This is a genomic window from Phaeodactylibacter sp., from assembly GCF_022763345.1.
Lineage (GTDB): Bacteria > Bacteroidota > Bacteroidia > Chitinophagales > Saprospiraceae > Phaeodactylibacter.
This window is the reverse complement of record NZ_JALEGS010000042.1, coordinates 12,350-33,979: the sequence shown is the minus strand read 5'-3', so window position 1 is coordinate 33,979 and position 21,630 is coordinate 12,350. Positions and strand designations below refer to the sequence as shown.

Here is a 21,630-nt window from a genome sequence, read left to right as displayed (position 1 = left end):
CTGGTGATTGGTTTGTCAGCTCAATACCATATGGTCTACACACTTTTGCTATCTTTGCGCGCAATAAACCGCAATCATGTATAAAGGCAAGAAAGTCATCGCAGTGCTGCCTGCTTATAATGCTGCACTGACGCTTGAAAAAACCTACAAAGAGATTCCCTTTGATCTGGTAGATGAGGTTATTCTCTGCGATGATGCCAGTAAGGATAATACTTCTGACCTGGCCCGTGAAATTGGCATTGAGCACGTCATTACCCATCAGACCAATAAAGGCTACGGGGGGAACCAAAAGTCTCTCTACAATAAGGCTTTGGAGCTGGGGGGGGATATCGTGATTATGCTGCACCCGGATTATCAGTATACGCCTAAGCTGATCCCGGCTATGGTCAACATCATTGGCGATGAGCTTTATCCCGTGGTACTGGGCTCCCGGATTCTGGGTAAAGGAGCGCTGGCAGGAGGAATGCCCCTCTACAAATACATTGCCAACCGCGCGCTGACGCTGACCCAAAATCTTCTGATCAACTACAAACTTTCGGAGTATCATACGGGCTATCGGGCCTTCAGCCGTGAAGTACTGGAGTCGATCAACTTCAACGCCAACTCCGATGACTTTGTCTTTGACAACGAGATGCTTTCCCAGATCATCTATGCCGGGTTTCATATTGCAGAAGTGACCTGCCCGACCAAATACTTTGAAGAGGCTTCTTCCATCAATTTTGCGCGCAGCAGCAAGTACGGGCTGGGCGTGTTGCGGGTATCCGTCAGCCACCTGCTGCAACGGATAGGGCTTGGGCGTTTCCGGATTTACGAACAGCCCCAAAAGCATGCCTAAGCGAGATCTTAAGCAACAGTTAGAAGAATTAGTTGATCACTACAATCGGCCCGGCTTTATCGAGGATGACCCGATAAGCATCCCGCATCAGTTTACCCGCAAGCAGGATATCGAGATCATGGGCTTTTGGGCAGCGATGCTCGCCTGGGGGCAGCGCAAAACGATCATTAATAAAGCGCAGGAGCTGGTGGCGTTGATGGACGGTGCTCCTTATGATTTTATTACGCAGCATACAGAGGAGGACCGCGCCCGATTCCTTAGCTTTAAGCACCGGACCTTTCAGCCTACCGATACCCTCTATTTTCTGGATTTCTTGCAGCGCTACTATCAGGCGCATGATTCTCTGGAAACCGCTTTTGCCCGTCATCTCAATGCAGGCGCGGAGCATGTGGGGCCTGCGCTGGCCGGGTTTCACGAAGATTTTTTCGATCACCCCTTTGCGCCGCAGCGTACCCGGAAGCATGTAGCAACGCCCGTGCGGAAGTCGACCTGCAAACGGCTCAATATGTTCCTGCGTTGGATGGTACGCTCCGATGAGCGAGGCGTGGACTTTGGGCTTTGGAATACGATACGCCCCGGACAGTTGCTGATGCCGCTCGATGTGCATGTGGAGCGGGTGGCCCGGCGGCTGGGATTGCTCACCCGCAGGCAGGCAGACTGGCAAGCCGTACTAGAGCTTACCGAAGCGCTGAGGCGCTATGACCCTGCCGATCCTGTGAAGTATGATTTTGCCCTGTTTGGAATGGGGGTGCTGGAGGGGAAGTAGCGTTCTATTCCCGGTCAAAGCGAAGCTCCTGAATAAGCTGCCGGCCGTTTTTTTCTTTCATGTAAATGTACACCCGGAAAGTCTGCCCATTGGCGGTGAGGTTGCCTATGCAGTACTGAGAATCATTATTGCGGGCTGCTCCCTTATGTACAGTACTCCAGCCGGATGGGCGGTACTGGCTGAAGAACTGCCGGACAACGCCTATGGCATCCGCTTTGGCATAGACATCATCTTTGTCCAAGATGGAAACCTCCACAGACTCGTCGAAGTAGTTGCCCAGTGTTGTCGCATCTCCCTGGCTCATCGCCTGCGTGATGGCGGACAGGTTTGCCGGGGACTGGAGTGCAGTTGGAAGCAAAAAGGCAAGAAAGAGTAAGCTTTTCATATTGCTTTGGTTTTTGTTCATGGGTTGCCTCAAATACTAATTTACGACATTTGTCTGTCATTTAGACACCATAGGATGTTAAAGTCACACTTCTGTCATTTGGGCAGTACCAAAAACGGGTAGTTAACGCTCTTTGGTTTCAAGAAATTGTGCTGCCGTACATTAATTGTTGAAAGCGGGAGTGTGTACCTGAGTTCGTTCTTCCACCCGAAATATTTTTTGCACCCATTCCCAGTCGCTGGCCCGATCGCAGTTGATGCAAAGGTTGTTGATCGGGTGCCCACTCCAGCTGTAGATTAGGGACTGCGGAGGATAGGCGGTGCCCTGTAGCATCCCGCCATAGGTTTGCCCTGGTGCCGTATACTCCCAATAGTGAATGCCGTGTTTCCGCTCAAATTGTATAGCATCGGCGACCTTGATGCCGCCATCAGGCAGCCGGGCGAGGAAATGGCCGCTGTAAATGGTATGTATGAAAGCCCAGACGGAAGCCTCAAAATTAGGGAATACCACAAATGCAGCCGGGTCAGGATCATTGCGAACATGATGGGCACAAAAGCCGAGCTGCTGGCAAATCCAGGGTTTGCCGTGGTGCCGGATGCCAAAGTAGTTGAAGGTGCGATTGGCCAGAAAAGAGGTGCCCCAAAAGGACTCTCTAGCGGCTTTGCTGAGCAGTGCCCGCCAGTCAGCAAGGTATAACCGGCCATAAAGCTGGCAGGCCGCTGCCGCGTCCTGATAGAAGGCATCCTGCAGCCGCTCCTGCCATTGATCTGGCAAGGCACTGCTTCTGGGAATTTTAATGTAATGGCGTTGTGTCTCAGGGATGAAGCCAATTAAATTGGGCGCGATGGCTTCGAGCTCGTTCAGCGCTTGTTGTACGTGGTTGGCGGAAATAGCAGGAACATCGCCTTCCGGCCATTGTGCAGCGAGCGGGCTGACGGTGATCAAAAGCAGGAACGGCCACATTAAATTCAGGCACAGGCGCATATTTTTTGATAAAGGTAAGGAACTGGAGGATTTTATACTATTTGGGCTGCCGGTATCGTTAACAGGAGCCGAATGACCATACGGACCGCGGAGTTTACTATCTTTAACCCCCTCAAACTTCCATCGCCAACCTGGATAATGCTATGACGAAAACGGAAACCCCTATTGTTGCTGCCGCAGAGCAATACGTAAAGCGTTTTTACGAAGAAAACTTTCAGGGCCATCTGCCTTTCCATGATTTCAGGCATTTTGAAAACGTCGTCAACGCAGTACAATTGATTGGGGAGGCTTATGAACTTGAGAAAGGGGACCTCGAAGTGCTGTGCTTGTCGGCTTGGTTTCATGACCTGGGCTATTTCGAATCCCCGCAAGGGCATGAGTCAAGGAGTGCAGCATTAGCAGTGGCTTTCTTACAGGAGCAAGATTATCCGCATGCCCAAACCGAGAAAGTTAAGGCGTGTATCATGGCGACCCGCCTACCTCAGTCTCCTGAAACCTTGCTTCAGCAAATACTCTGCGATGCAGACCTCAGCCACCTGGGCAACGCCCACTACTGGGACCGTTGCGGCAGACTCCGGCAGGAAATGGCGATCGCCCGTGGTATCGTCATGTCTGATCCGGAATGGGTGGAATTTGAGATCAACTTCCTGATGCAGCACAGCTACCATACAGATGTGGCACGCGAGCTTTTTAATGAACAGAAGCTGAAACATATCAAACAGCTGAACAAGCAAAAGCTACGCCTGAACCCCGATACGCTGAAGGTGATGCAGGAGGAAGAGCGGTCCAAGAAGAAAAAGAAAAAGAAGAAGAAAAAAAATAAAGGGCAGGATGGAGATCAGCTTAAAGAGCTTAACTTAGGCAGGGGAGTGGAGACGATGTACAGAACAACTTACCGCACCCATGTCAATCTAAGCTCCATCGCAGACAATAAGGCTAACATCATGCTGTCGATCAATGCCATAATCATTTCGATTGTGGTATCCAGCCTGGTACCCCGTTTTTCAGACAATCCCCGGTTGATTTTACCAACAATATTGCTGCTTGCCGTTTGCCTGTCTGCCTTGGTCTTTGCGATCTTATCTACCCGGCCAAAAGTGACCGAAGGGCGGGTGACCCGGGAAAATATCGAGAAGAAAAACTCTAATCTGCTTTTCTTTGGTAATTTCTATAATATGGAACTGGACGATTTCCACTGGGGCATGATGGAGATGATCCGGGATAGCGATTTTTTGTACAGTTCTATGACTCGTGATTTGTATTACCTCGGAGTGGTGCTGGCGAAGAAATACAAATACCTGCGCATCTGCTACAGCATCTTCATGTATGGGCTGATTGTATCGGTCATTGTATTTGCGCTGGCATTTGTAACAGCACCTTGATTGACCCCTATCGTTTGGAGATGTTGTTATGCGAAATGTGTTTTTGCCGGGTAGATTTAAACCGGGTGGTTTGGCTAGCCCGCAACCTTCGGTGTTTCGTTGCCCGGCCCTGTACCCGTTTCCGCCACATTTTCCAGCTGCTGAGCTTCATCTCCTTTTTCATGATGCGGATAACCTCAGACTCTTTTACACCAAATTGATCCTCGATGGCATCAAAGGGCGTTCGGTCCTCCCAAGCCATTTCTACAATCCGGTCGATATCCCGGTCTGTTAATTCGTATTTTTGATAAATTTTTTTAACGCTTCCCATAATGATTATTGAATTTCGGAGTTGTAACAAAGTGTTGCCCGGGAGGTTTTGAGGGTGATGTTTTACTATTGTAAAGATATTAAGCCTATGCATGGAATACTGGGAGTTTGTTTATTGCTACTGACTTTTGCAGGAGGTCAGTTTGAAGAGGAGTCAGCTATCACCGGGCGGTTGAGCGTTCGGGTAGTAGGTTTAGCCGCGAATGGGGGAAATGTCTATGTGGCTGTCCACAGGGAGGCAACCTTTTTGCAGGATACCTCTGCTTTAACTAGTATGGTACTGACGCCTGTGGGTGATAAAAAAGAAGTGAATGGGCAGCTTGAGCCTCTGGTGCATGATACTTACGCTTTGGCTGTTTATCAGGATATGAATGAGAATGGGCAGTTAGATAAGAATGCGTTGGGCATCCCTACTGAGCCTTACGCTTTCTCCAACAACCCAGTCGTGAAATGGCGTGCCCCAACGTTTAAAGATGCAGCAGTACGCCTAAATCAGACAGAGCAATCCATTTCAATCACACTGAAGTACTGGAAAGATTATTAATCAGGCTGAGAAATATCATTGATCTGATTACTACAGCAGGCACATCTTTGCAGTAAGTTCAGGCAAGCCTTTGTCAGGGGCACGAATGCCTGAAAGTTTAACCTAACCAAAATTGCAGTAAACATGATGCCTGTCACAGCCTTTTCCAAGACCGCCGGCAACAGCCCCGGCATTTCCTTAAGCCATATTCGTAAAGAGCTGGAGCTCTATCAGCAGGAGTGCAAATTATACCTGAAACTGCTTCGTTCCACAAACCCTTCCCTGCCACAGGTGGAAACCCTGCGTGCCCACCTAAAGTATGCAGCCAAAACCACATTGCCGAAACTGCAACAGGCGTTGCGGTCCTTCGAGGGGCAAACGGCTAATGCCACCTCTGCAGAAGGCGGGCGGAGCCATATGAGCTTCTTTTTGGAGCAACTCCAAACGGTCCGCGCTCAAATTATGGCATTAAAGTACGAGGTATTTGAGTTATTGGACCAAAGCCCGGTCAGGCCTCGAATCTGGTAACTTTTGCCATGAAATTCGCTGGCGGGTACACTGCTGCTCCTAAATTATAGGCTCACATTGAGGTTTCATCATTTTATTTTCTTATATTCCCATCAAACGCTCTTGTTTGCTTAATGCGGGCAGGCTGTCTGTAGCATTTAAGAAGACAGCGTTTACCGGATGTTTCGGATATCTTTCCATAATGATGATACTGGAAGTCGTCTTCCCGTTGGTTGGCAAGAACATATGTAGCCCGCGCGCTGTCCTTATATAATAGAAAATGGGACGTATGAAAGTAATTGGTATCGGCGCATCCGCGGGCGGACTGGAAGCCATTACAAGGCTTGTCTCCAAACTGTCCGATGGAAGCGGAGCCGCTTTTGTTTTTTTACAGCACTTGTCTCCCAATACGAAGTCTATGATTGGGGAGCTTTTGGGGAAGCATACGAGTATGCCTGTTACCATGGTGTACCAAGATCAGCCTGTTAAAGCTAATCACATCTACGTGATGGCAGAAAATAAGAATATTGTGTTCTCCAACGGAAGGCTACTTACTAAAGATCGCCCTCCGAATTCAGAAATCAACCTACCCATTGATCAGTTTTTTAAATCCTTAGGCGAATCGCTCGGTAGCCATGCCGTAGGTGTGCTCCTTTCCGGTACTGGTACGGATGGAACGAGAGGGCTGCGGACTATCAAAGAGAAAGGCGGTTTTGTATTGGTGCAGTCACCAGAGACCGCAAAGTTTGATGGAATGCCAAGAGCGGCGATCGACCTTAAAATTGCGGATCGAATTAGCCCGCCCGAAGAATTGGCGCACGATATAGAGTATATCCTCACCCATCGGGATTTCGGAACAAGGGAAGTTGGTTTTCAAGATAAGAAACAGGATGAGACCTATTTCGATAAAATTGTACAACTCGTTTCTGACCGTACCCACATTGATTTTAGCGAATACCGTGAACCTACACTGAGCCGGCGGCTGGGAAACCGCATGCTTATCCGAAAGTGTAATGATATTGAGGCTTACTGGGACGTCATTCAGCAGGACGCGTCAGAAGTGGCTGCTCTTTTCAGTAATTTCCTCATTGGGGTAACTAATTTCTTCAGAGACCCTGAGGCCTATGATGCAATCAGGAAGGAAGTGCTGCCACGAATATTTTCCCAACCGCAGGAAAAAGGCTCGACTTACCGGTTTTGGGTAACCGCCTGTTCCACCGGAGAAGAAGCCTACACGCTGGCTATGCTGATCGAAGATTATTTGCAGGAGCACGACAGGCAAAACATAGATTATAAAGTCTTTGCTTCTGATATTGATGAGCACGCGGTACAATTTGCACTTAAAGCGACCTATTCTTTGAATATGGTAGCTGATGTGCCGGAACAATATAAATCCAAATATTTTATCCGTGAAGGCGATTACATGGTGGTTAGGCCCTCCCTGCGTAAGCGGATTATGTTTGCTGTTCAAAATCTGCTGGGCGACCCTCCTTTTATTAATATGGACCTTATCTCCTGCCGGAACTTGTTGATTTACTTGCAGCCAGAAGTCCAGCAAAAGGCACTTTCCACTTTGCACTTTGCGCTCAAGCCTGGAGCATTTTTGTTCCTTGGGCCCAGTGAATCCCTTGGCAGCCTGAAATATGCCTTTGAAAAGCATACCCGAAGCTGGAATATCTTCACTAAACGCGCTGACAAATCTCCACGGCTACAGTCTTCCTTTTCACTGCATTCCAAACCAGCATCTCCTGAAAAATCCAAGCCGCAAATGAGTAACTTCCAATCAGAGTTCGACCCGCCATTTTCGGATACCGATCCGTTTACACGCTTCCTGGTCGAGCGCTTCGCACCCATTGCTTTTTTCGTAACCGAAGAACTGGATATCCTTTACCTTAACGGTGAAGCTGAGCAAATTCTGAATATGCCAAGGGCTTTAGCCCGGTTGAACCTCAGCAAAATGTTGAGCAAAGAGGATCTGCTCACTTTCAAATCAGGTGTGCAGCAAGTATTGTCAGAGGGTGGACCTATTTCCTTTGAGAATGTTTTGTTAAAGAAGCGCGAACGGGAGTTCATTGCGGAAGTCCGCTTTGATTTGCCCCGCTTGCCAGCGTTGTATGAAGAGGGGGAAAAAGAAAAAACACCCAAAGTGGTGCTCATAGAGGTTTACCTCCCTCAAGAGGAAACCGTTGAAAAGGAAGAGCCATCTCCCAAAAATCTGACAGAAGGTAAGGTCACAACACTGCAAAAACAACTAAAAGCCTCCAAACGCCGCTCCCAGGAACTGGTCAATGAACTGGAAGCGACTAATGAAGAGCTGCAAACCTCCAACCGGGAGCTTATGGCTTCTAATGAGGAGCTGCAAAGCACAAATGAAGAACTACAGTCGGTCAATGAAGAGCTCTACACCGTGAACAGCGAACTCCAAATGAAAAACGAGGAGTTGACTACTGCCAACAATGATATTTCCAATTTGCTTAAGAGCACGGATATTGGCACCATTTTTCTGGACAAAGAACTGAAGATCCGGCGCTTTACACCCGCTGTCCGTCGTCAGTTTAATCTCATTGATTCTGATATAGGGCGTTCGATTACCAATTTTTCCACCACTTTTAAGGGGCTGGACATTGAAGAGGTCTGTCAGGAGGTATTCAGAACGCTATCTCCTTTTGAAAAAGAGATTGTAGACAAGGAAGGCGACCATTATTTGCTGCGGGTCCTGCCTTACCGGACGGAGGAAGACTACATTGATGGGCTTGTGCTCACTTTTGTGAATATCAACGAGCTAGCTACTTCACGCAATCAAACGCAGAAAGCGGAGCGTATTTTCAAGCAGTTTGTAAACCATTCTGACCAACAGATTGCAATTATTGATAAAAAAGGAGAGGTCCATTTTGTTAATCGGGTGCGGTTTACCGGCAAGAAGTCTGAGGAACTAATCGGGCAGCCCATTTATTCCTATTTGCCGGAAGATATTCGGGACGAGGTCAAAAAATTGTTGCAAAATGTCTTTGATGGCAAACCTTTCGAGCGGCTCCAATTCAGCTATGATTACCAAGGTGGTACGAAAGGAGAGGCTTCTCTGATTATTGTGCCGATTGTTCTGGAAGGATACATAAAGTATGCCGCTCTAATCGAAGATTTGGAATAGGCGTGAACTTCAGAGTCACTCTCGCTCTATGCCCAGCTTTTTCATCTTAGAAAACAGCGTTTGCCCTTTCAGGCCCAGTAATTTGGCAGCGCCCTGCGGACCAGTCACCCGCCAGTGCGTTTTTTCCAGTGCATCAATAATATGCTGACGTTGCAGTTCCTCCAAAGTCGGAAAGCCTTCTTCCTCCTCAGAATAGATTGCGGATTGTCCTGAACCCACCGGGCGCCAATAGGAAAGATCCAGGGTCTTGTTATTGGTAAGGACGACTGCCTGCTCCACGATATTCATAAGCTCCCGTATGTTGCCGGGGAAATCATATTGCTTTAGGCGCTTGAGGTCTCTGGCACGGATGTTGTCAATCGTTTTGCCGTTTTTGCGGGCAAACTGTTTCATAAAATGCCGGACCAGCAGAGGGATGTCCTCCCGGCGGTCCCGCAGCGGAGGGTTTTGCAACGGGAAGACGCTTAGGCGGTAGTACAAATCTTCCCGGAACTGTTTCTCGGAGACCATCTTTCTCAGGTCGCGGTTGGTCGCTGCAATAATCCTGACGTCTACCTTCAGGGTCTCTACGCCCCCTACGCGTTCAAATTCGCCCTCCTGAAGTATCCGAAGAAGTTGGGACTGTATTTTCAAGGAAATCTCGCCGATTTCATCCAGAAAAATGGTGCCTTTGTCCGCGAGTTCGAATCGGCCGGTTTTAGTAGCTGTTGCCCCGGTGAAAGCTCCCTTCTCATGCCCAAAAAGTTCGGAGAGGATGAGATCTTCAGGCAGCGCAGCGCAGTTGACCCGCACCAAAGACCGCTCACTGCGCTTACTGAGGCTGTGGATAGCCCGGGCCAAAAGCTCTTTACCCGTCCCGGTTTCTCCCTCTATCAGGACCGTGGCCTCAGTTGGGGCGACTTGCTCTACCTGTTGCAAGACCTTTTGATAGTTATCGCTTTGAGTGAGGATGTTTTCGAATTTGTTGCCCTCTGAGATTTCCTCCTTCAGGTAAATATTTTCTTCTTCCAATTGCTCGGAAAGGGTTTGTACTTCAAGCAATGCTTTTCGCAGCTCTGCTTCCTGTTGCCGACGCTCTGTGATATCATGAGCACTGAGGCTGATGAGCTTGGTACCTTTGATATCCAGAAAGTCGAGGTGGAACTCAGCGGGGAAAATTCGGTCATTCCTGGTTTTCAGGGTGCTTTCCATTTTCATGGTTTCTCCGGCCGAGGCTTCGTCCCATATTTCATGCCACTGATCAATGGTGTTCTCCGCATCGATATCTGTAATTTCCAACTGTCCGGTCATTTCGGAAGCCTCGTATCCAAGTCGGCTGGCCATTGCCCGGTTGACGTATCGCAGGGTGCAATCGGGGTTGATCCAGCAAACCATGGCCTCGGAACGTTCCAAGACTGCTCCTGCCATGTGTTTTTCCTCAGATGAGTGCTGTATTACGGAAATACTGCCCTGTAATTTCCCGACAATATTGTCTTCTTCCACCGGGTAGGCATAAATATTAATTTCACGCCCCTGCTGCTCTTCGTGGTGTAACTGAAGCTGTAGCTCAAAAGCAGAGCGGTTTTTCTGAGCAGCTTTGATTTTTTGAATGAGGGAAGCAAATTGTTTTGAAGGAAGCTGGTCCTTGAGTAGAGAGACAATATTCAATTGGCGGGGTGGTGGGAGTTGGTTAGGTTCCAGTTGAAGTATATCCAGAAAGTTATCTGTCATCTGGAAGTCCCCATTGATGATATTCCATTCCCATATGCCAATTTGATAGTGTCTTAGGTGCTGGTAGGTCGGAGTTTTCAGGCTCTGAATAGAGCCCGCTGTCGGTATAAAGCAACAGAGCAACGGGGGGGAAGCATTTTTGAAAAGTGCGCCCTGTATGCGGAAAAGCTGAGTTTCGCCGGACTCAAGCCGCCATTCAACCAGCCAGGATTTACTTTTTTTCGTGCCAGCCGATTCCCATCGTTGCAAGTAGCGGACCATATTGAGCTCTTCCTCCAAGTCAAAAATCTGCAGTTGCGTGAGCGCTTCGTTTGTATACCCCAGCCTTTTGCCTGCTAAAGGATTAGCATACCGGACATGCCCCTGCTTGTCAAATAAAATGACGGCATCATTGCCCCTTGCCATGATGAGCTGGAACAATGATGCAAAGTCTACAGCATCTAAAGCTGGTTTTTCCTTCATGTTGGCAAACCTAGAAAGTATGTGTGTTTAATGTTCTTTCATACGTCACCATCCGAAAGCCGCGTGGGCGTATGGATTGGAGTTTAATTTGATTTACAGCTTCTCCTCATCCCTACTTTGCCTCTTTGGTCTTCTTGCAAATCAGTCTAAATATAATTAAATCCCATTTAAATGCAAATCAAATTAAAATTTTATTAAATAAGATAAAAATTATCTCATATAATGGCGTTGATGAAAGTGGGTCGGGTTTAAGGGTTTGGTAGTCAAGGGTTTGTGTTTTTGGTCCGGTCTTTGTACACTGTAGGACATAAAACAAACACTACACTAGCGGTATGATCCGCAAACAATAAAACAAGAAGCCAAATGAATGAGCGAAGCATGATGAATTTGCTGAAAAAGCAGGAAAAAAGAGCGCTCGAATGGCTATATGAAGCCTACAGCCCAATCGTCTATGGTACTGTACGGCGAGTTGGTAAGACCGATGAGGTTATAGAAGAGTTATTGGTTAAAACCTATGTTAATGCCTGGACTCAGGCTCAAACGATTGATATTGCTAAAGACCGGGCTCTCCCCTGGATTTACAATGTGCTTATTGACACAATTGTGGAGTATGCAGAGTCTGTTGATCCGGAACGCAAAGCCTCTGAGATCAGCGCCTTAAAACTGGACTTGGGATCAGATGCTGCCATTCATCAGGATCAGTTGTCCCGCCTTGAGCGAGCCATAGAAAAGCATTTCATCGTGCATCAGGTCCCCATAGCAGATGTAGTGCCAGATGATACCAAGCTACAGCAATCTGTCATGGCATTGCGGGCCCGGATGAAAATCAATCAGGTCCTTATGCCTCGATAAAAGACGTGTTATGTTTCGAATAGCGGTGATTCAGTTCCTATGAACAATCCGCACTGATGAGTCTTCCACCATTTTGCACCGGGAGGCTCTTTTTTTTGACCTGACTTTTGGAAAAAAAGAAAGGGAGCACATTTGCATGTACTCCCTTTATTGTGGGCGGTGAGAGACTCGAACTCCCGACCCCCTCGGTGTAAACGAGGTGCTCTGAACCAACTGAGCTAACCGCCCTTTTTCTCGCTTTCGAAGCGCTTGTGCTTCGCTGTGCGTCAATTGCGAGTGCAAATATATAGGCGAAAATGATACGGCGCAAGCTTTTTCAGGAAAAAATTAAAGAAAAATAATCGGTAGTCGGTAAACGTTTCTCTTTCTTAGCCGGAAAACGCTTATTTTCAGGGCTTTGAAAACCTGCTGCTGCCATGAAAAATTTTTTAAAACGCCTGTTGATTATCCTGTCCGTTACTTTTCTGCTCCTTATCGGAGCTGTAGCGGTGATTGCGAACCTGTTTGAGGACCGCATCGGGCGGGCCCTCACGAAAACCATCAACAACCAACTTACCGCTGAGCTTACCGTTCAGGGCTTCGACATTACGCTGTTCCGCAGCTTTCCCAATCTTTCGGCTAACCTAAAGAGCGTCCGGTTGGAAGATACTGAAGGGAAGCCCTTACTGGAAGCGGAGACGATAGGCTTCCGGTTTGGGTTGCTCAGTCTCTTCAAGTCCAGTTTGGAGATAGGCTCTGTGGTGGTCGAGGGCGGGCAACTGCGCATCCTGATCGATAAACAAGGAAGGGCAAATTATGATATTCTCAAACCGGGAGAAACGGAAAGCAGTGGCTCAGAGGCTACAAATATTGACTTGACCCTGGCCGAGCTGAGACAGGTTGCGATATCCTATACCGATCAAAGCCAAAATCAGCAGATAAAAGGAGCTGTTCAATCTGCTTTGTTTTCCGGAGCTTTTTCCAATACTGCTTTTGACCTTGAAAGCAAGGCGCAGGTCCAATTTGAATTTGCAGACCTGGACGGCATCCGCTATCTCCCAGGCAAGGCGGTCTCCTATGATGTAGAGCTGGCGGTAGACCTGGAAGCGGGCACTTATGCCTTGCAACGGGGGGTACTGGAAGTAGACGGTAATATCTTTAAAGTGGATGGAACGGTAGAAAATTGGGAGACAGGGACATATTTCGATCTTTACGCCACCGCAGAGGAGGGCAATCTGGCGGGTGTCCTGGCCCTGTTGCCCGCCACTTACGCCAGTCAGTTGGAAGGCTTTAGCAGTAAGGGGCGGTTTGCCTTCGATGCAATTGTGAAAGGGCAGTACAACAAGCAGCAGCAGCCCGAAGTGCGAGTGGAGTTTAGCCTCGAAGATGGGCGGTTGAGCAGCGACCTGCTGGAGCAGCCTTTAAAAGATGTCAGCTTGCAGGCGGTATTTACGAATGGAAAGTACCGGAATGCCAAATCCTCAGTTTTTCGTTTGGACCAGTTTAAAGGATACTTTAACCGGGAGCTGATCGAAATGACAGCAGAGGTCAGGAATTTTGAAGAACCTGAAATCCGGTTTTTCCTCAATGGGGTGCTGCCGCTTGAATCAGCCTATGGCCTGCTGGGCAAACCGGCAATCACCGAAGGTTCGGGAGAAGTTGAATTTCAGGACGTCCTTATCGAAGGGCGCTACCAGGATATGATCAACCCCAGCCGAATCGCCCGCGTATCAGCTGAAGGTATGCTGGAATTTGATGATGCCGGGCTGGTCATCGGAGAAGAGGCGTTATTGCTGGATAGAGGCCGCCTGCAGTTGGAAGGCAACCGCCTGAGCATCGAAGGGCTGCGCCTGGAAGGAGCCGGAAGCGACATTACTTTTGAGGGTACCGCCTTTAATTTGCTTCCGGTGCTTTTTGCGGATTCGCTGAACTCCAGCCGGGCACAATTGGAGTTTGACGCTCGTTTGTCGGGCCGCAGCCTTGACCTTGACCGTCTGATGGGAGCCCTTACATTTTCAGCAGATGCAGAAGCTGATGCTCCAACCACCCAAGCGGACTTAGCACCGGAAGAACAGGAGCCTCAGGCACTATTCCTGGGGTTCCTAAACGGTACCTTTGACGCCAATATTGAGGCACTGAATTATCAAAAAATTGAAGCGGAAGACTTTCAGGGCAAGTTGACTTTCCGGGCTAATACTATGAATGTACTAGGCGAGATTAAAGCCTTTGGCGGGCAGGTAAGCCTGGACGGGGAAGTCACCTTTGAGGCCGCCCCGGTCCTGAAGGCGCGTATGGTCTGCCAAAACCTGGAGGTCAGCACGCTCTTTGAGCAGGCGGATGACTTTGGGCAGGAAGTGCTCACCCACCGCCACCTTGAGGGGCAATTGGATACCAAAGTGGCCATTTATGCCTACTGGGATGAACAAGGCAACTTCCTGATGGACCGGCTGCGGGTATTGGCGGGCATTGGTATTTCCGATGGCACCCTGCAGGGCTTTGAGATGCTGCAGGATTTTTCCGACTTTGTTCATATCGGGGACCTCCGGAAAATCAATTTTGTGGACATGCAGAATTTCCTGGAGATCAGAAACCGCCGGCTCTATCTGCCCGTGATGTTCATCCGGAGCAATGCGCTCAACCTGACCATCAGCGGAGAGCACTCCTTCGATAACGAAATTGCCTACTACCTTAAAGTGAATGCAGGGCAGGTGCTGGCCGACCGGTTCCGAAAGCATGACCCGAGCCTGAAGCCCAAGCCGGCCCGGCAGTCTGGCTTTTTCAACCTGTACTACGCCATGCTAGGGACGATGGACGACTACAACATTACAGCAGCCAAGCAGCGGGTGAAGGAAGACTTCGAGCGGAGCGAATTCCGCAAACGGGAAATTCAGCGTGCGCTGGAGCAGGAGTTTGGCATCGTTGAACTGATCGAAGAGCCGGAAAACTGGAAGGACATCCCGGAATTTGACCACGACACCTACGATCCTCAGGAAGAAGAATACCTCGACTTTGAGGTGGGCGGGCGGTAATTTAGCCTATCGTACATTACCTTTGCCCTTATGAGCAATAAAACCTTGCATACGCAGATGATCCGGGAAGAGGCGCAGCGCCTGGGCTTTGCCTTTGTGGGGTTTGCCAAAGCCACCCGTCTGGATGAGGAAGCGCGCCGGCTGGAGGCCTGGCTGAACAAGGGCATGCACGGTGAAATGGGCTATCTGGAAAACCACTTTGAAAAGCGGGTGGACCCCCGGAAACTCGTGCCGGGTGCCAAAACAGTGGTTACGCTGATGTACAACCACTACACTGACCGCCGCCCCAAAGACCCGGATGCCCCGAAGATTTCGAAGTATGCTTACGGCAAAGACTATCACTTCGTCCTCAAGCATAAGCTCAAAGACCTGATGAAGTACATTCAGGCCGAAATTGGAGCGGTGAATGGCCGGGTTTTTGTTGATTCCGCCCCCGTACTGGAGCGCGACTGGGCTAAGCGTACCGGCATAGGCTGGGTAGGCAAAAATACCCTGCTGATCCACCCCAAGGCTGGCTCCTACTTCTTTCTGGCCGAACTGATCATTGATTTAGACCTGGTTTATGACCACCCCATAAAAGATTATTGTGGTACCTGTACCCGCTGTATTGATGCCTGCCCTACCGATGCGATCAGCCCCGGAGGGTATGTGGTGGACGGCAGCAAATGCATTTCTTACTTTACCATTGAACTAAAAGGCGCCATACCGGAAGCTTACCGTGGCCACTTCAGGAACTGGATGTTCGGTTGCGACATCTGTCAGGACGTCTGTCCCTGGAACCGCTTCAGCAAGCCCCATCAGGAACCCGAATTCGAGCCCCATCCTGATTTGCTGGACCTTTCCGCCCGTGATTGGGAAGAACTGACGGAAGAGGTCTTCCGCGAGCTTTTCCGCAAATCAGCCGTAAAGCGGACGAAGTACGAAGGGCTGAAGCGCAACATCAATTTTTTGAAGCCCCTATCTGAAAAAACGGACCATGAAGTATAAAGCGTTAGCCTGTATGCTTTTGCTGCTGTGGAGTTGCGGCCCGGTGTCGGAAACGCCTGAAGCGCGAGGTCCGGCCCGGCAGCAGTCTCAATCTTCTATATCGGCCAATCGAATGGAAACCGAAATCGTCCCACCAAAGCCACACCAAGGCTGGATCGCCTGTGGAGGGCGCTGGACGGCAGGAGAGGGGGCAGACCTTGGAGCCGGGTTTGCGGATCAGCTGGGAGCTGCCGTGGTTAATGCGGGTATTACCGGTGAGCCGCTTCCGGGGCTGCTGCAGCGTCTTCCTCAACTGCTTGACCGTAAACCCGAGGGCATGATTCTGGAAATTGGACAGGAAGATGAAGCGCTGAATGCTCCCCTGAAAGCATTCCAGAAGCACCTAAACGCACTGGGCAAGCAGCTCATTGAATACCCTGATCTTAAACTGGTCATCTTAGTTTCTGCCCGGGAAGCCGCTTACCGGGAACCAATAGTGGCATTTGCCAAAAAACATGGCGCAAAACTACTCTCAGGCGATTCGTTTGTACATCCTCCTACGGCCACTCAGCATAATGCCCTGGCTAAGCAAGTCCGTCAAATGTTGTATTAGTTTAGGCTTTTCGAAGGTTTTGTAAAGGAATTGGCATTTTGCTTAGTTCTTAGGGGGGGATGTTAATTGATTGTGAACTTCTGCCGGGTGTACTCGTTGAAGAACCCGAAATGATGATAATTCTCCAATCAATTAAAAAAGCAAACATGAAAAAGTTGAATCTTTGGCTATTAGCCATTTTCGCCCTTTCTGCACTAACATTTACAGCTTGTGACGATGACGATGATACGGATCCGATGCCGGAGCCCACAACAATCGTTTCCTTTGCGCAAGATAGCGACGATTACACCATCCTGGCAGAAGCGGTAGTTGCAGCTGGTCTTGACGGCGTACTGTCAGGTACTGGTCCGTTCACCGTATTTGCACCAGACAACGCTGCCTTCCAGGCATTGCTTGACAGCAATTCAGACTGGAATACGCTTGATGATATCCCCGAAGCAACCCTGACAGCAGTACTGACCAATCACGTACTTGGAGGAGAAGTAACCTCTTCTGACCTGATGGCAGGATATTATTCCACGCTCAGCGCCACCGGCTTTGGTGATGCAACGACCAGCCTGTATGTCAACCTAGATAATGGTGTCGTACTGAATGGCGGTCCTGAGGTAGTTGTGCCAGACGTGGATGTAGACAATGGAGTAATTCACGGTATCGATGCAGTCATTCTACCACCTACTGTGGTTGACTTCGCAACGTCTAACCCCGCACTGTCCTCATTGGTAGCGGCACTGACCCGTTCTGATCTCAGCACTGATTTCGTAGGTGCCCTGAGCGGTGATGGTCCATTCACCGTATTTGCACCAAGCAATGCTGCATTCCAGGCGCTGCTCGACAGCAATGATGACTGGAATACGCTTGATGATATCCCGGCAAGCACGCTTGAAACGGTACTTTCCTACCATGTGAGTAGCGGCGTGAACGCACGCTCCACGGACCTCGCTGATGGAATGATGGTAAGCACGCTGGCGGAAGGCGCAACACTGGAAGTGGATCTTTCCAACCCAGACGCTCCCCAAATCGTTGGTGGCAGTAGCACAGCAACTGTTGAGCTAGCTGATATTCAGGGTGTGAATGGTGTCGTTCATGTAATTGACACCGTACTCCTGCCCTAAAATTCCCTTTAAATTTGGGTAAATGATAAGAGCGCCATCCGGAACAGTCCGGATGGCGCTCTTCGTATTATACCAGGCGTAGCATTTAATTGAATGCGCGTTCCTGGTCCAGTTTCTGAAACTTTGCCCATGCCTGGTCGGCAATCTCCCGGGTAAGTTTCTCGATATAGTAGCTACCTGCTCCGGGGTCAATGACCCGGTCGAGGTGGCTTTCCATTTTAAGGAGGTGTTGCAGGTTGCGGGCTACCCGGCGGCTAAAGGGCGTATCAGGCTCTTTTTTTGCCCGGTTGGAAGGCAAAACGTACAGCCGGTCCACGCCCCCAATAACAGCGGACATGGCCTGCGTACTGGCGCGGATCATATTAGAATTCGGGTTCTCATCCTGCGATTCCTGAGCGAAGTGAGCCACTACAAAGGGCTGCTTACCCTTTACACCGTAGCCTTTTAGAATATTGCTCCAAAGCAGGCGAAGTGCTCTGAATTTTGCGATTTCCACAAAGTAACTTTTGCTGACCGCGATACCGAACTGTAAATGCTGGTTGATGGCTGCTGCATCCAGCCCTGTTTCGGTAAGCCGGGCTAGGTATTCCGCTCCTTTCGCCATAGTGAGGGCTAGCTCATCGACGACTTGCTCCGGTCCGCTGTGGAAGGTTTTGGCATTAACCTGTAGTGGGCGTGCGTTGGGCCATTGGGTAGTGCAGGATTGAATAAACGCTGCAAGGGTGTCAATGGGAGGCTCCGTGAAATCGAGTATAGGGTCGAAGTCAATGGTGAAATTGGCCCGTTCGCCAGTGACACCTTTCTGCAGATACCAGTCCAGCAGGAGCTCCATTAGCCGGGCAGGCTGTTTTTCAGAATAGTGCTCGCTAAAGTTCAGCGTCACCATTTCAGGAGCTACACCATCCAGGAGCTGATGGAGGCGGGGACTATCTAAAGGCTGGAATAGCCGAAAGAGCGGAGCCTGTACGCCCCCTTTCAGTCCTTCGAGCAAGGCTGTATTCGCCTGCTTCACGTCTTTGTATACGTTGATGTATTCACCGATTTCCCAGTCATTGCCCCGTCTGCCAGCGAGGAGGGGAGCCGTTGTTTGATGATCAATGTCTTCCGGGTGATAGAATGGGGCAACAGTGATGTCTTCGCCCAGGTGCCAAAATAAATCTTCCAGCGGCTTGCCTTTCAGGTCTTTCTCCACTTTGGCAACCCAGGTGGCCTTGTCTACGGCAGGAAATTCTTCAAGTAGGTTTTTCATAAGTGGCGTTTTTTACTCCCTGCCAATTTAAAATAAAAAAAGCAGAGAGCCGTTGCTCTCTGCCATCAAAGTGTCCTGTAATAAGAAACCCTTTACAAACCTACAAGCAGGAAGCCTCGCCGCCTGCTTACAGATGCTAAGGATACAGGGCATTCAGGGGGTCACGCAGCCATTCCGTTGCCGGGTGCATGATTTTTGTCAGGGTGTGGGAATCCGGCGCAATATCTTCAAAACTTGGCTGGGGTACACTCTCTGCCTGATGCAGGTGTGGGATAGGTGCTCCCCAATTAGGGCAACCGCCGGCCACTTTGAGCGTTTGAGTAGCGTGGTAAACATTCTGCCCGCAAAGGTCCCTCACACTCCACTTGCGATAGATGATGCAAAAGCCGTTTTCATATAGTGTTTCATCATCCCAAGTAGCTGTAAAGCTGCAAAATTCTTCGCCAAGGCTTATTTGGTCATGCGTGGTAGACCGGTCCCCATCGGTGTCTACAACAGGGAAACCAGTATAGGCCGGACCGGAAGCAGCCGGGTCTTCCAATATTGGTGCTTCAAAACCATCGAAGGATTCGGGAAAAATAATATTGTTAATCCCCGGTTTTTCGACGCTGATCAGTTGTCGGAAGGTACTGACAGTGGCTTCTTGGTCTGTAGCTTTCCACAAACGCTCCACTACGCCTAATGCATTGCTGAGAAATTCAAAGTTGGAGAGCCTGATCTCGATGCCTTTTTCCCGGGCTTCGGCGACAAGTCTCAGCGTATCTCCGGTGTTAAGAAAAGAAGAATAAAATGTGTTGAAAGGCTGTTCCGGGCGTGGGGCCTGCACAGCTTCATTATTGATAAACACTTTAAATGTGTGGTCTGAAAAAGAGGAGCCCCCAACGTAACTCCAATCAAATCTGACAAATCCATCAGCCGGAATGGCGAGCTCGTAAGCTGCCTGGCTTCCGGGAGTCAGAAGGATTGAAGCACTATTAGCCCCTTCAACTAATACTGAATTGGGAGCTCCGGTGACATCTACCCCACCGTCACCATCTCTTGTAGCATAGGACCAGTTGGACCATGCGAAATAGCCTTGCCAGCCCTGGCTTTGGCAGCTCAGGTTGAAGTACTGGTCTTCAAAAGTGTAGGAAATGGATTCTGATGATGAATGGGATAGAACCGGTGATGGTACCTGCCAGGAATCCTGACAGGATACAGTACCGTGCGTGCCTGTAAGGGCAAGCGGTTGGGGGGAGGTGGGTGCCGCCTCATTCTGGGCACATAGCCCAATTGGCAACAACCAAAAATAGGGAAGTATTTTTTTAAGTTTTGGGATTACTACTCGCATGTCGTACACTTTCTGCTAATCAGCCATACATTATGACCAAACGATTTTCAGGGTTGATTAGGAATCAACTAAAGCTTAGTACTCAGAAAAACTTACTGAAAAGTTAGCGGAAAGGGAAGTGGGTGGAACACGCAGCGTGTTAAAACCAGGACATACCTGCTTTTTCATGGGATTATGTAGTTTAAGGGATAATTAAATCTGAAAGAGGTTCCTTATACACAGACTTATCTAAGCACGGTGCCTACTTTCTTTGATACAAATATAGGATTTACTGCAATTTATTCCATACCGCATACCCGGTATTTATTAGATTTAAATTTTTATTATTTGTATAGGGCTGTTTGATAAGGGTTAGTGGCTCCGCCCTGTAGGGGGCAGGGCGGAGCAGGACTTTATGCTTCTGCCCTTGGCTGGTTCATCACTTTCTCCTGATGGTTAATGGATTCCTGGTGGACCGCCTTGAGGTAAACCGTAACAAACTCTTCGCTTAGCCCCCTGAGCTTGCCTTTGGTTACGGCGCGCTCCAGGATTTCGTTCCAGCGGCTACTTTGTAGAATGGCGATGTTATTGCGTTGCTTGTACTCACCAATACGTTCTGCCAGGCGCATACGGTTGCTGAGCAGGTTGAGCATTTCTTCGTCCAGCTCGTCAATCTCGTGCCGCAGGTGTTCCAGGTTTTCGAGGAATTCCATATTATCAGTTGTCGGCTGACGGAAAATGAGCTGCTCTTTCATTTCCAGGAATTGTGCCGGGGTAATTTGCTGTGCGGCATCGCTCCAGGCGTTGTCGGGATCCGGGTGCACTTCGGTCATATAGCCATCAAAATTGAGGTCGAGTGCTTTCTGCGCTACCGTTTGCAGGATATCCCGGCGGCCACAGATATGGCTGTTGTCACAGATAATAGGAAGGTCAGGGAATTCCCGCTTCAGGTCGATGGCAAGCTGCCAGCGCGGCACGTTCCGGTATTTGGTCTCTCCGTGGTAGCTAAAGCCCCGGTGGATGACCCCAATTCGGGTAATCCCCGCTTTGTAGATGCGCTCAATGGCCCCTACCCATAGTTTAAAATCCGGGTTGATGGGGTTTTTGATCAGCACGGGGATGTCCACGCCTTTTAGGGCATCGGCTACTTCCTGTACGGAAAACGGATTAACAGTAGTGCGGGCACCGAGCCAAAGCACATCAATCTGATGCTTGAGGGCTTCGAAGACGTGCTGTGTGTTTGCGACCTCGGTGGTCACTTTAAGCCCGGTCTCTTCCTTGACCTTGCGCAGCCAGCCCAGGCCTTCGGTACCGATGCCTTCGAATGCGCCGGGGCGGGTCCGAGGCTTCCAGATACCGGAGCGGAATAAGTCTATGCCTTGGCCTGCAAGGGCACGGGCGGTGGTCAGTACCTGTTCTTCGGTTTCGGCACTGCAGGGGCCGGCAATAATAAGTGGCTTATTAGCCGGTTTCTCTTCTAGCAGAGGTTGGAAAGTCATATCCATGGTTA

At 49.4% G+C, this 21,630-nt stretch carries 18 protein-coding genes and 1 tRNA gene; 11 read left to right on the top strand and 8 right to left on the bottom strand.

Annotation, left to right across the window (positions count from 1 at the left end):
- The first annotated feature begins 76 nt into the window (after window positions 1-76).
- On the top strand, window positions 77-835 hold the full coding sequence (locus MRY86_RS11440) for a glycosyltransferase family 2 protein (protein WP_293571462.1): 759 nt from the start codon (window positions 77-79) through the stop codon (window positions 833-835).
- Window positions 828-1,601: a TIGR02757 family protein gene (locus tag MRY86_RS11435; protein WP_293570170.1), complete on the top strand. Its 774-nt coding sequence runs from the start codon at window positions 828-830 to the stop codon at window positions 1,599-1,601. The genes MRY86_RS11440 and MRY86_RS11435 overlap by 8 nt, the downstream gene beginning before the upstream one ends.
- Window positions 1,602-1,605: 4 nt before the next feature.
- Here the strand turns inward: MRY86_RS11435 and MRY86_RS11430 are convergent, their stop codons facing one another.
- Together MRY86_RS11430 and MRY86_RS11425 are read right to left on the bottom strand one after the other, a co-directional pair.
- On the bottom strand, window positions 1,606-1,986 hold the full coding sequence (locus tag MRY86_RS11430; RefSeq protein ID WP_293570172.1) for a DUF4783 domain-containing protein: 381 nt from the start codon (window positions 1,984-1,986) through the stop codon (window positions 1,606-1,608).
- A 162-nt stretch (window positions 1,987-2,148) separates the two neighbouring features.
- Window positions 2,149-2,970, bottom strand: a complete 822-nt coding sequence (locus MRY86_RS11425; RefSeq protein WP_293570174.1) for a hypothetical protein — start codon at window positions 2,968-2,970, stop codon at window positions 2,149-2,151.
- Between the two features lie 143 nt (window positions 2,971-3,113).
- On the opposite strand from MRY86_RS11425, the gene MRY86_RS11420 reads away from it, so the two are divergent.
- Window positions 3,114-4,352, top strand: a complete 1,239-nt coding sequence (locus MRY86_RS11420) for a Pycsar system effector family protein (RefSeq protein WP_293570176.1) — start codon at window positions 3,114-3,116, stop codon at window positions 4,350-4,352.
- Window positions 4,353-4,359: 7 nt separating this feature from the next.
- Here the strand turns inward: MRY86_RS11420 and MRY86_RS11415 are convergent, their stop codons facing one another.
- Window positions 4,360-4,662: a TIGR03643 family protein gene (locus MRY86_RS11415; protein ID WP_293570178.1), complete on the bottom strand. Its 303-nt coding sequence runs from the start codon at window positions 4,660-4,662 to the stop codon at window positions 4,360-4,362.
- Window positions 4,663-4,749: 87 nt separating this feature from the next.
- Here MRY86_RS11415 and MRY86_RS11410 point away from each other — a divergent pair, with 87 nt between their 5' ends.
- The 3 genes from MRY86_RS11410 to MRY86_RS11400 all read left to right on the top strand — a co-directional run bounded on the left by MRY86_RS11410 (window position 4,750) and on the right by MRY86_RS11400 (window position 8,839).
- A complete protein-coding gene (locus tag MRY86_RS11410) occupies window positions 4,750-5,205 on the top strand; it encodes a DUF2141 domain-containing protein (protein ID WP_293570180.1) in 456 nt (151 codons plus the stop codon).
- Between the two features lie 123 nt (window positions 5,206-5,328).
- Window positions 5,329-5,712, top strand: coding sequence for a hypothetical protein (locus MRY86_RS11405; protein WP_293570182.1), 384 nt, complete (start codon window positions 5,329-5,331; stop codon window positions 5,710-5,712).
- Window positions 5,713-5,980: 268 nt separating this feature from the next.
- On the top strand, window positions 5,981-8,839 hold the full coding sequence (locus MRY86_RS11400) for a chemotaxis protein CheB (protein WP_293570184.1): 2,859 nt from the start codon (window positions 5,981-5,983) through the stop codon (window positions 8,837-8,839).
- A 15-nt stretch (window positions 8,840-8,854) separates the two neighbouring features.
- Here the strand turns inward: MRY86_RS11400 and MRY86_RS11395 are convergent, their stop codons facing one another.
- On the bottom strand, window positions 8,855-11,011 hold the full coding sequence (locus tag MRY86_RS11395) for a sigma 54-interacting transcriptional regulator (protein ID WP_293571460.1): 2,157 nt from the start codon (window positions 11,009-11,011) through the stop codon (window positions 8,855-8,857).
- A gap of 363 nt (window positions 11,012-11,374) precedes the next feature.
- Here MRY86_RS11395 and MRY86_RS11390 point away from each other — a divergent pair, with 363 nt between their 5' ends.
- Complete coding sequence (locus tag MRY86_RS11390; RefSeq protein ID WP_293566142.1) at window positions 11,375-11,863, top strand: sigma factor; 489 nt, start codon at window positions 11,375-11,377, stop codon at window positions 11,861-11,863.
- A 153-nt stretch (window positions 11,864-12,016) separates the two neighbouring features.
- Here the strand turns inward: MRY86_RS11390 and MRY86_RS11385 are convergent.
- Window positions 12,017-12,091, bottom strand: a tRNA-Val gene (locus tag MRY86_RS11385).
- Window positions 12,092-12,279: 188 nt separating this feature from the next.
- Between MRY86_RS11385 and MRY86_RS11380 the strand changes: the two genes are divergently transcribed.
- The 4 genes from MRY86_RS11380 (at window position 12,280) to MRY86_RS11365 (ending at window position 17,562) form a co-directional block, all read left to right on the top strand.
- Window positions 12,280-14,871: an AsmA family protein gene (locus MRY86_RS11380; protein ID WP_293566140.1), complete on the top strand. Its 2,592-nt coding sequence runs from the start codon at window positions 12,280-12,282 to the stop codon at window positions 14,869-14,871.
- Window positions 14,872-14,901: 30 nt separating this feature from the next.
- The gene (gene queG / locus MRY86_RS11375; protein WP_293566138.1) at window positions 14,902-15,858 is read left to right on the top strand and encodes a tRNA epoxyqueuosine(34) reductase QueG; all 957 of its coding nucleotides are present in this window, start codon (window positions 14,902-14,904) and stop codon (window positions 15,856-15,858) included.
- On the top strand, window positions 15,848-16,450 hold the full coding sequence (locus MRY86_RS11370) for a hypothetical protein (protein ID WP_293571458.1): 603 nt from the start codon (window positions 15,848-15,850) through the stop codon (window positions 16,448-16,450). The genes queG and MRY86_RS11370 overlap by 11 nt, the downstream gene beginning before the upstream one ends.
- Window positions 16,451-16,596: 146 nt before the next feature.
- Entirely contained in the window at window positions 16,597-17,562 is a 966-nt protein-coding gene (locus tag MRY86_RS11365) for a fasciclin domain-containing protein (RefSeq protein WP_293566134.1), read from the top strand.
- An 85-nt stretch (window positions 17,563-17,647) separates the two neighbouring features.
- Here the strand turns inward: MRY86_RS11365 and MRY86_RS11360 are convergent, their stop codons facing one another.
- The 3 genes from MRY86_RS11360 to MRY86_RS11350 form a co-directional block, all read right to left on the bottom strand.
- Window positions 17,648-18,811 carry a methylmalonyl-CoA mutase family protein gene (locus tag MRY86_RS11360; RefSeq protein WP_293566132.1) on the bottom strand — a complete coding sequence of 388 codons (1,164 nt, stop codon included), beginning with the start codon at window positions 18,809-18,811 and terminating at the stop codon, window positions 17,648-17,650.
- A 136-nt stretch (window positions 18,812-18,947) separates the two neighbouring features.
- Window positions 18,948-20,141: a hypothetical protein gene (locus MRY86_RS11355; protein ID WP_293566130.1), complete on the bottom strand. Its 1,194-nt coding sequence runs from the start codon at window positions 20,139-20,141 to the stop codon at window positions 18,948-18,950.
- A 392-nt stretch (window positions 20,142-20,533) separates the two neighbouring features.
- A complete protein-coding gene (locus MRY86_RS11350; RefSeq protein ID WP_293566128.1) occupies window positions 20,534-21,625 on the bottom strand; it encodes a bifunctional 3-deoxy-7-phosphoheptulonate synthase/chorismate mutase type II in 1,092 nt (363 codons plus the stop codon).
- Window positions 21,626-21,630 lie beyond the last annotated feature (5 nt).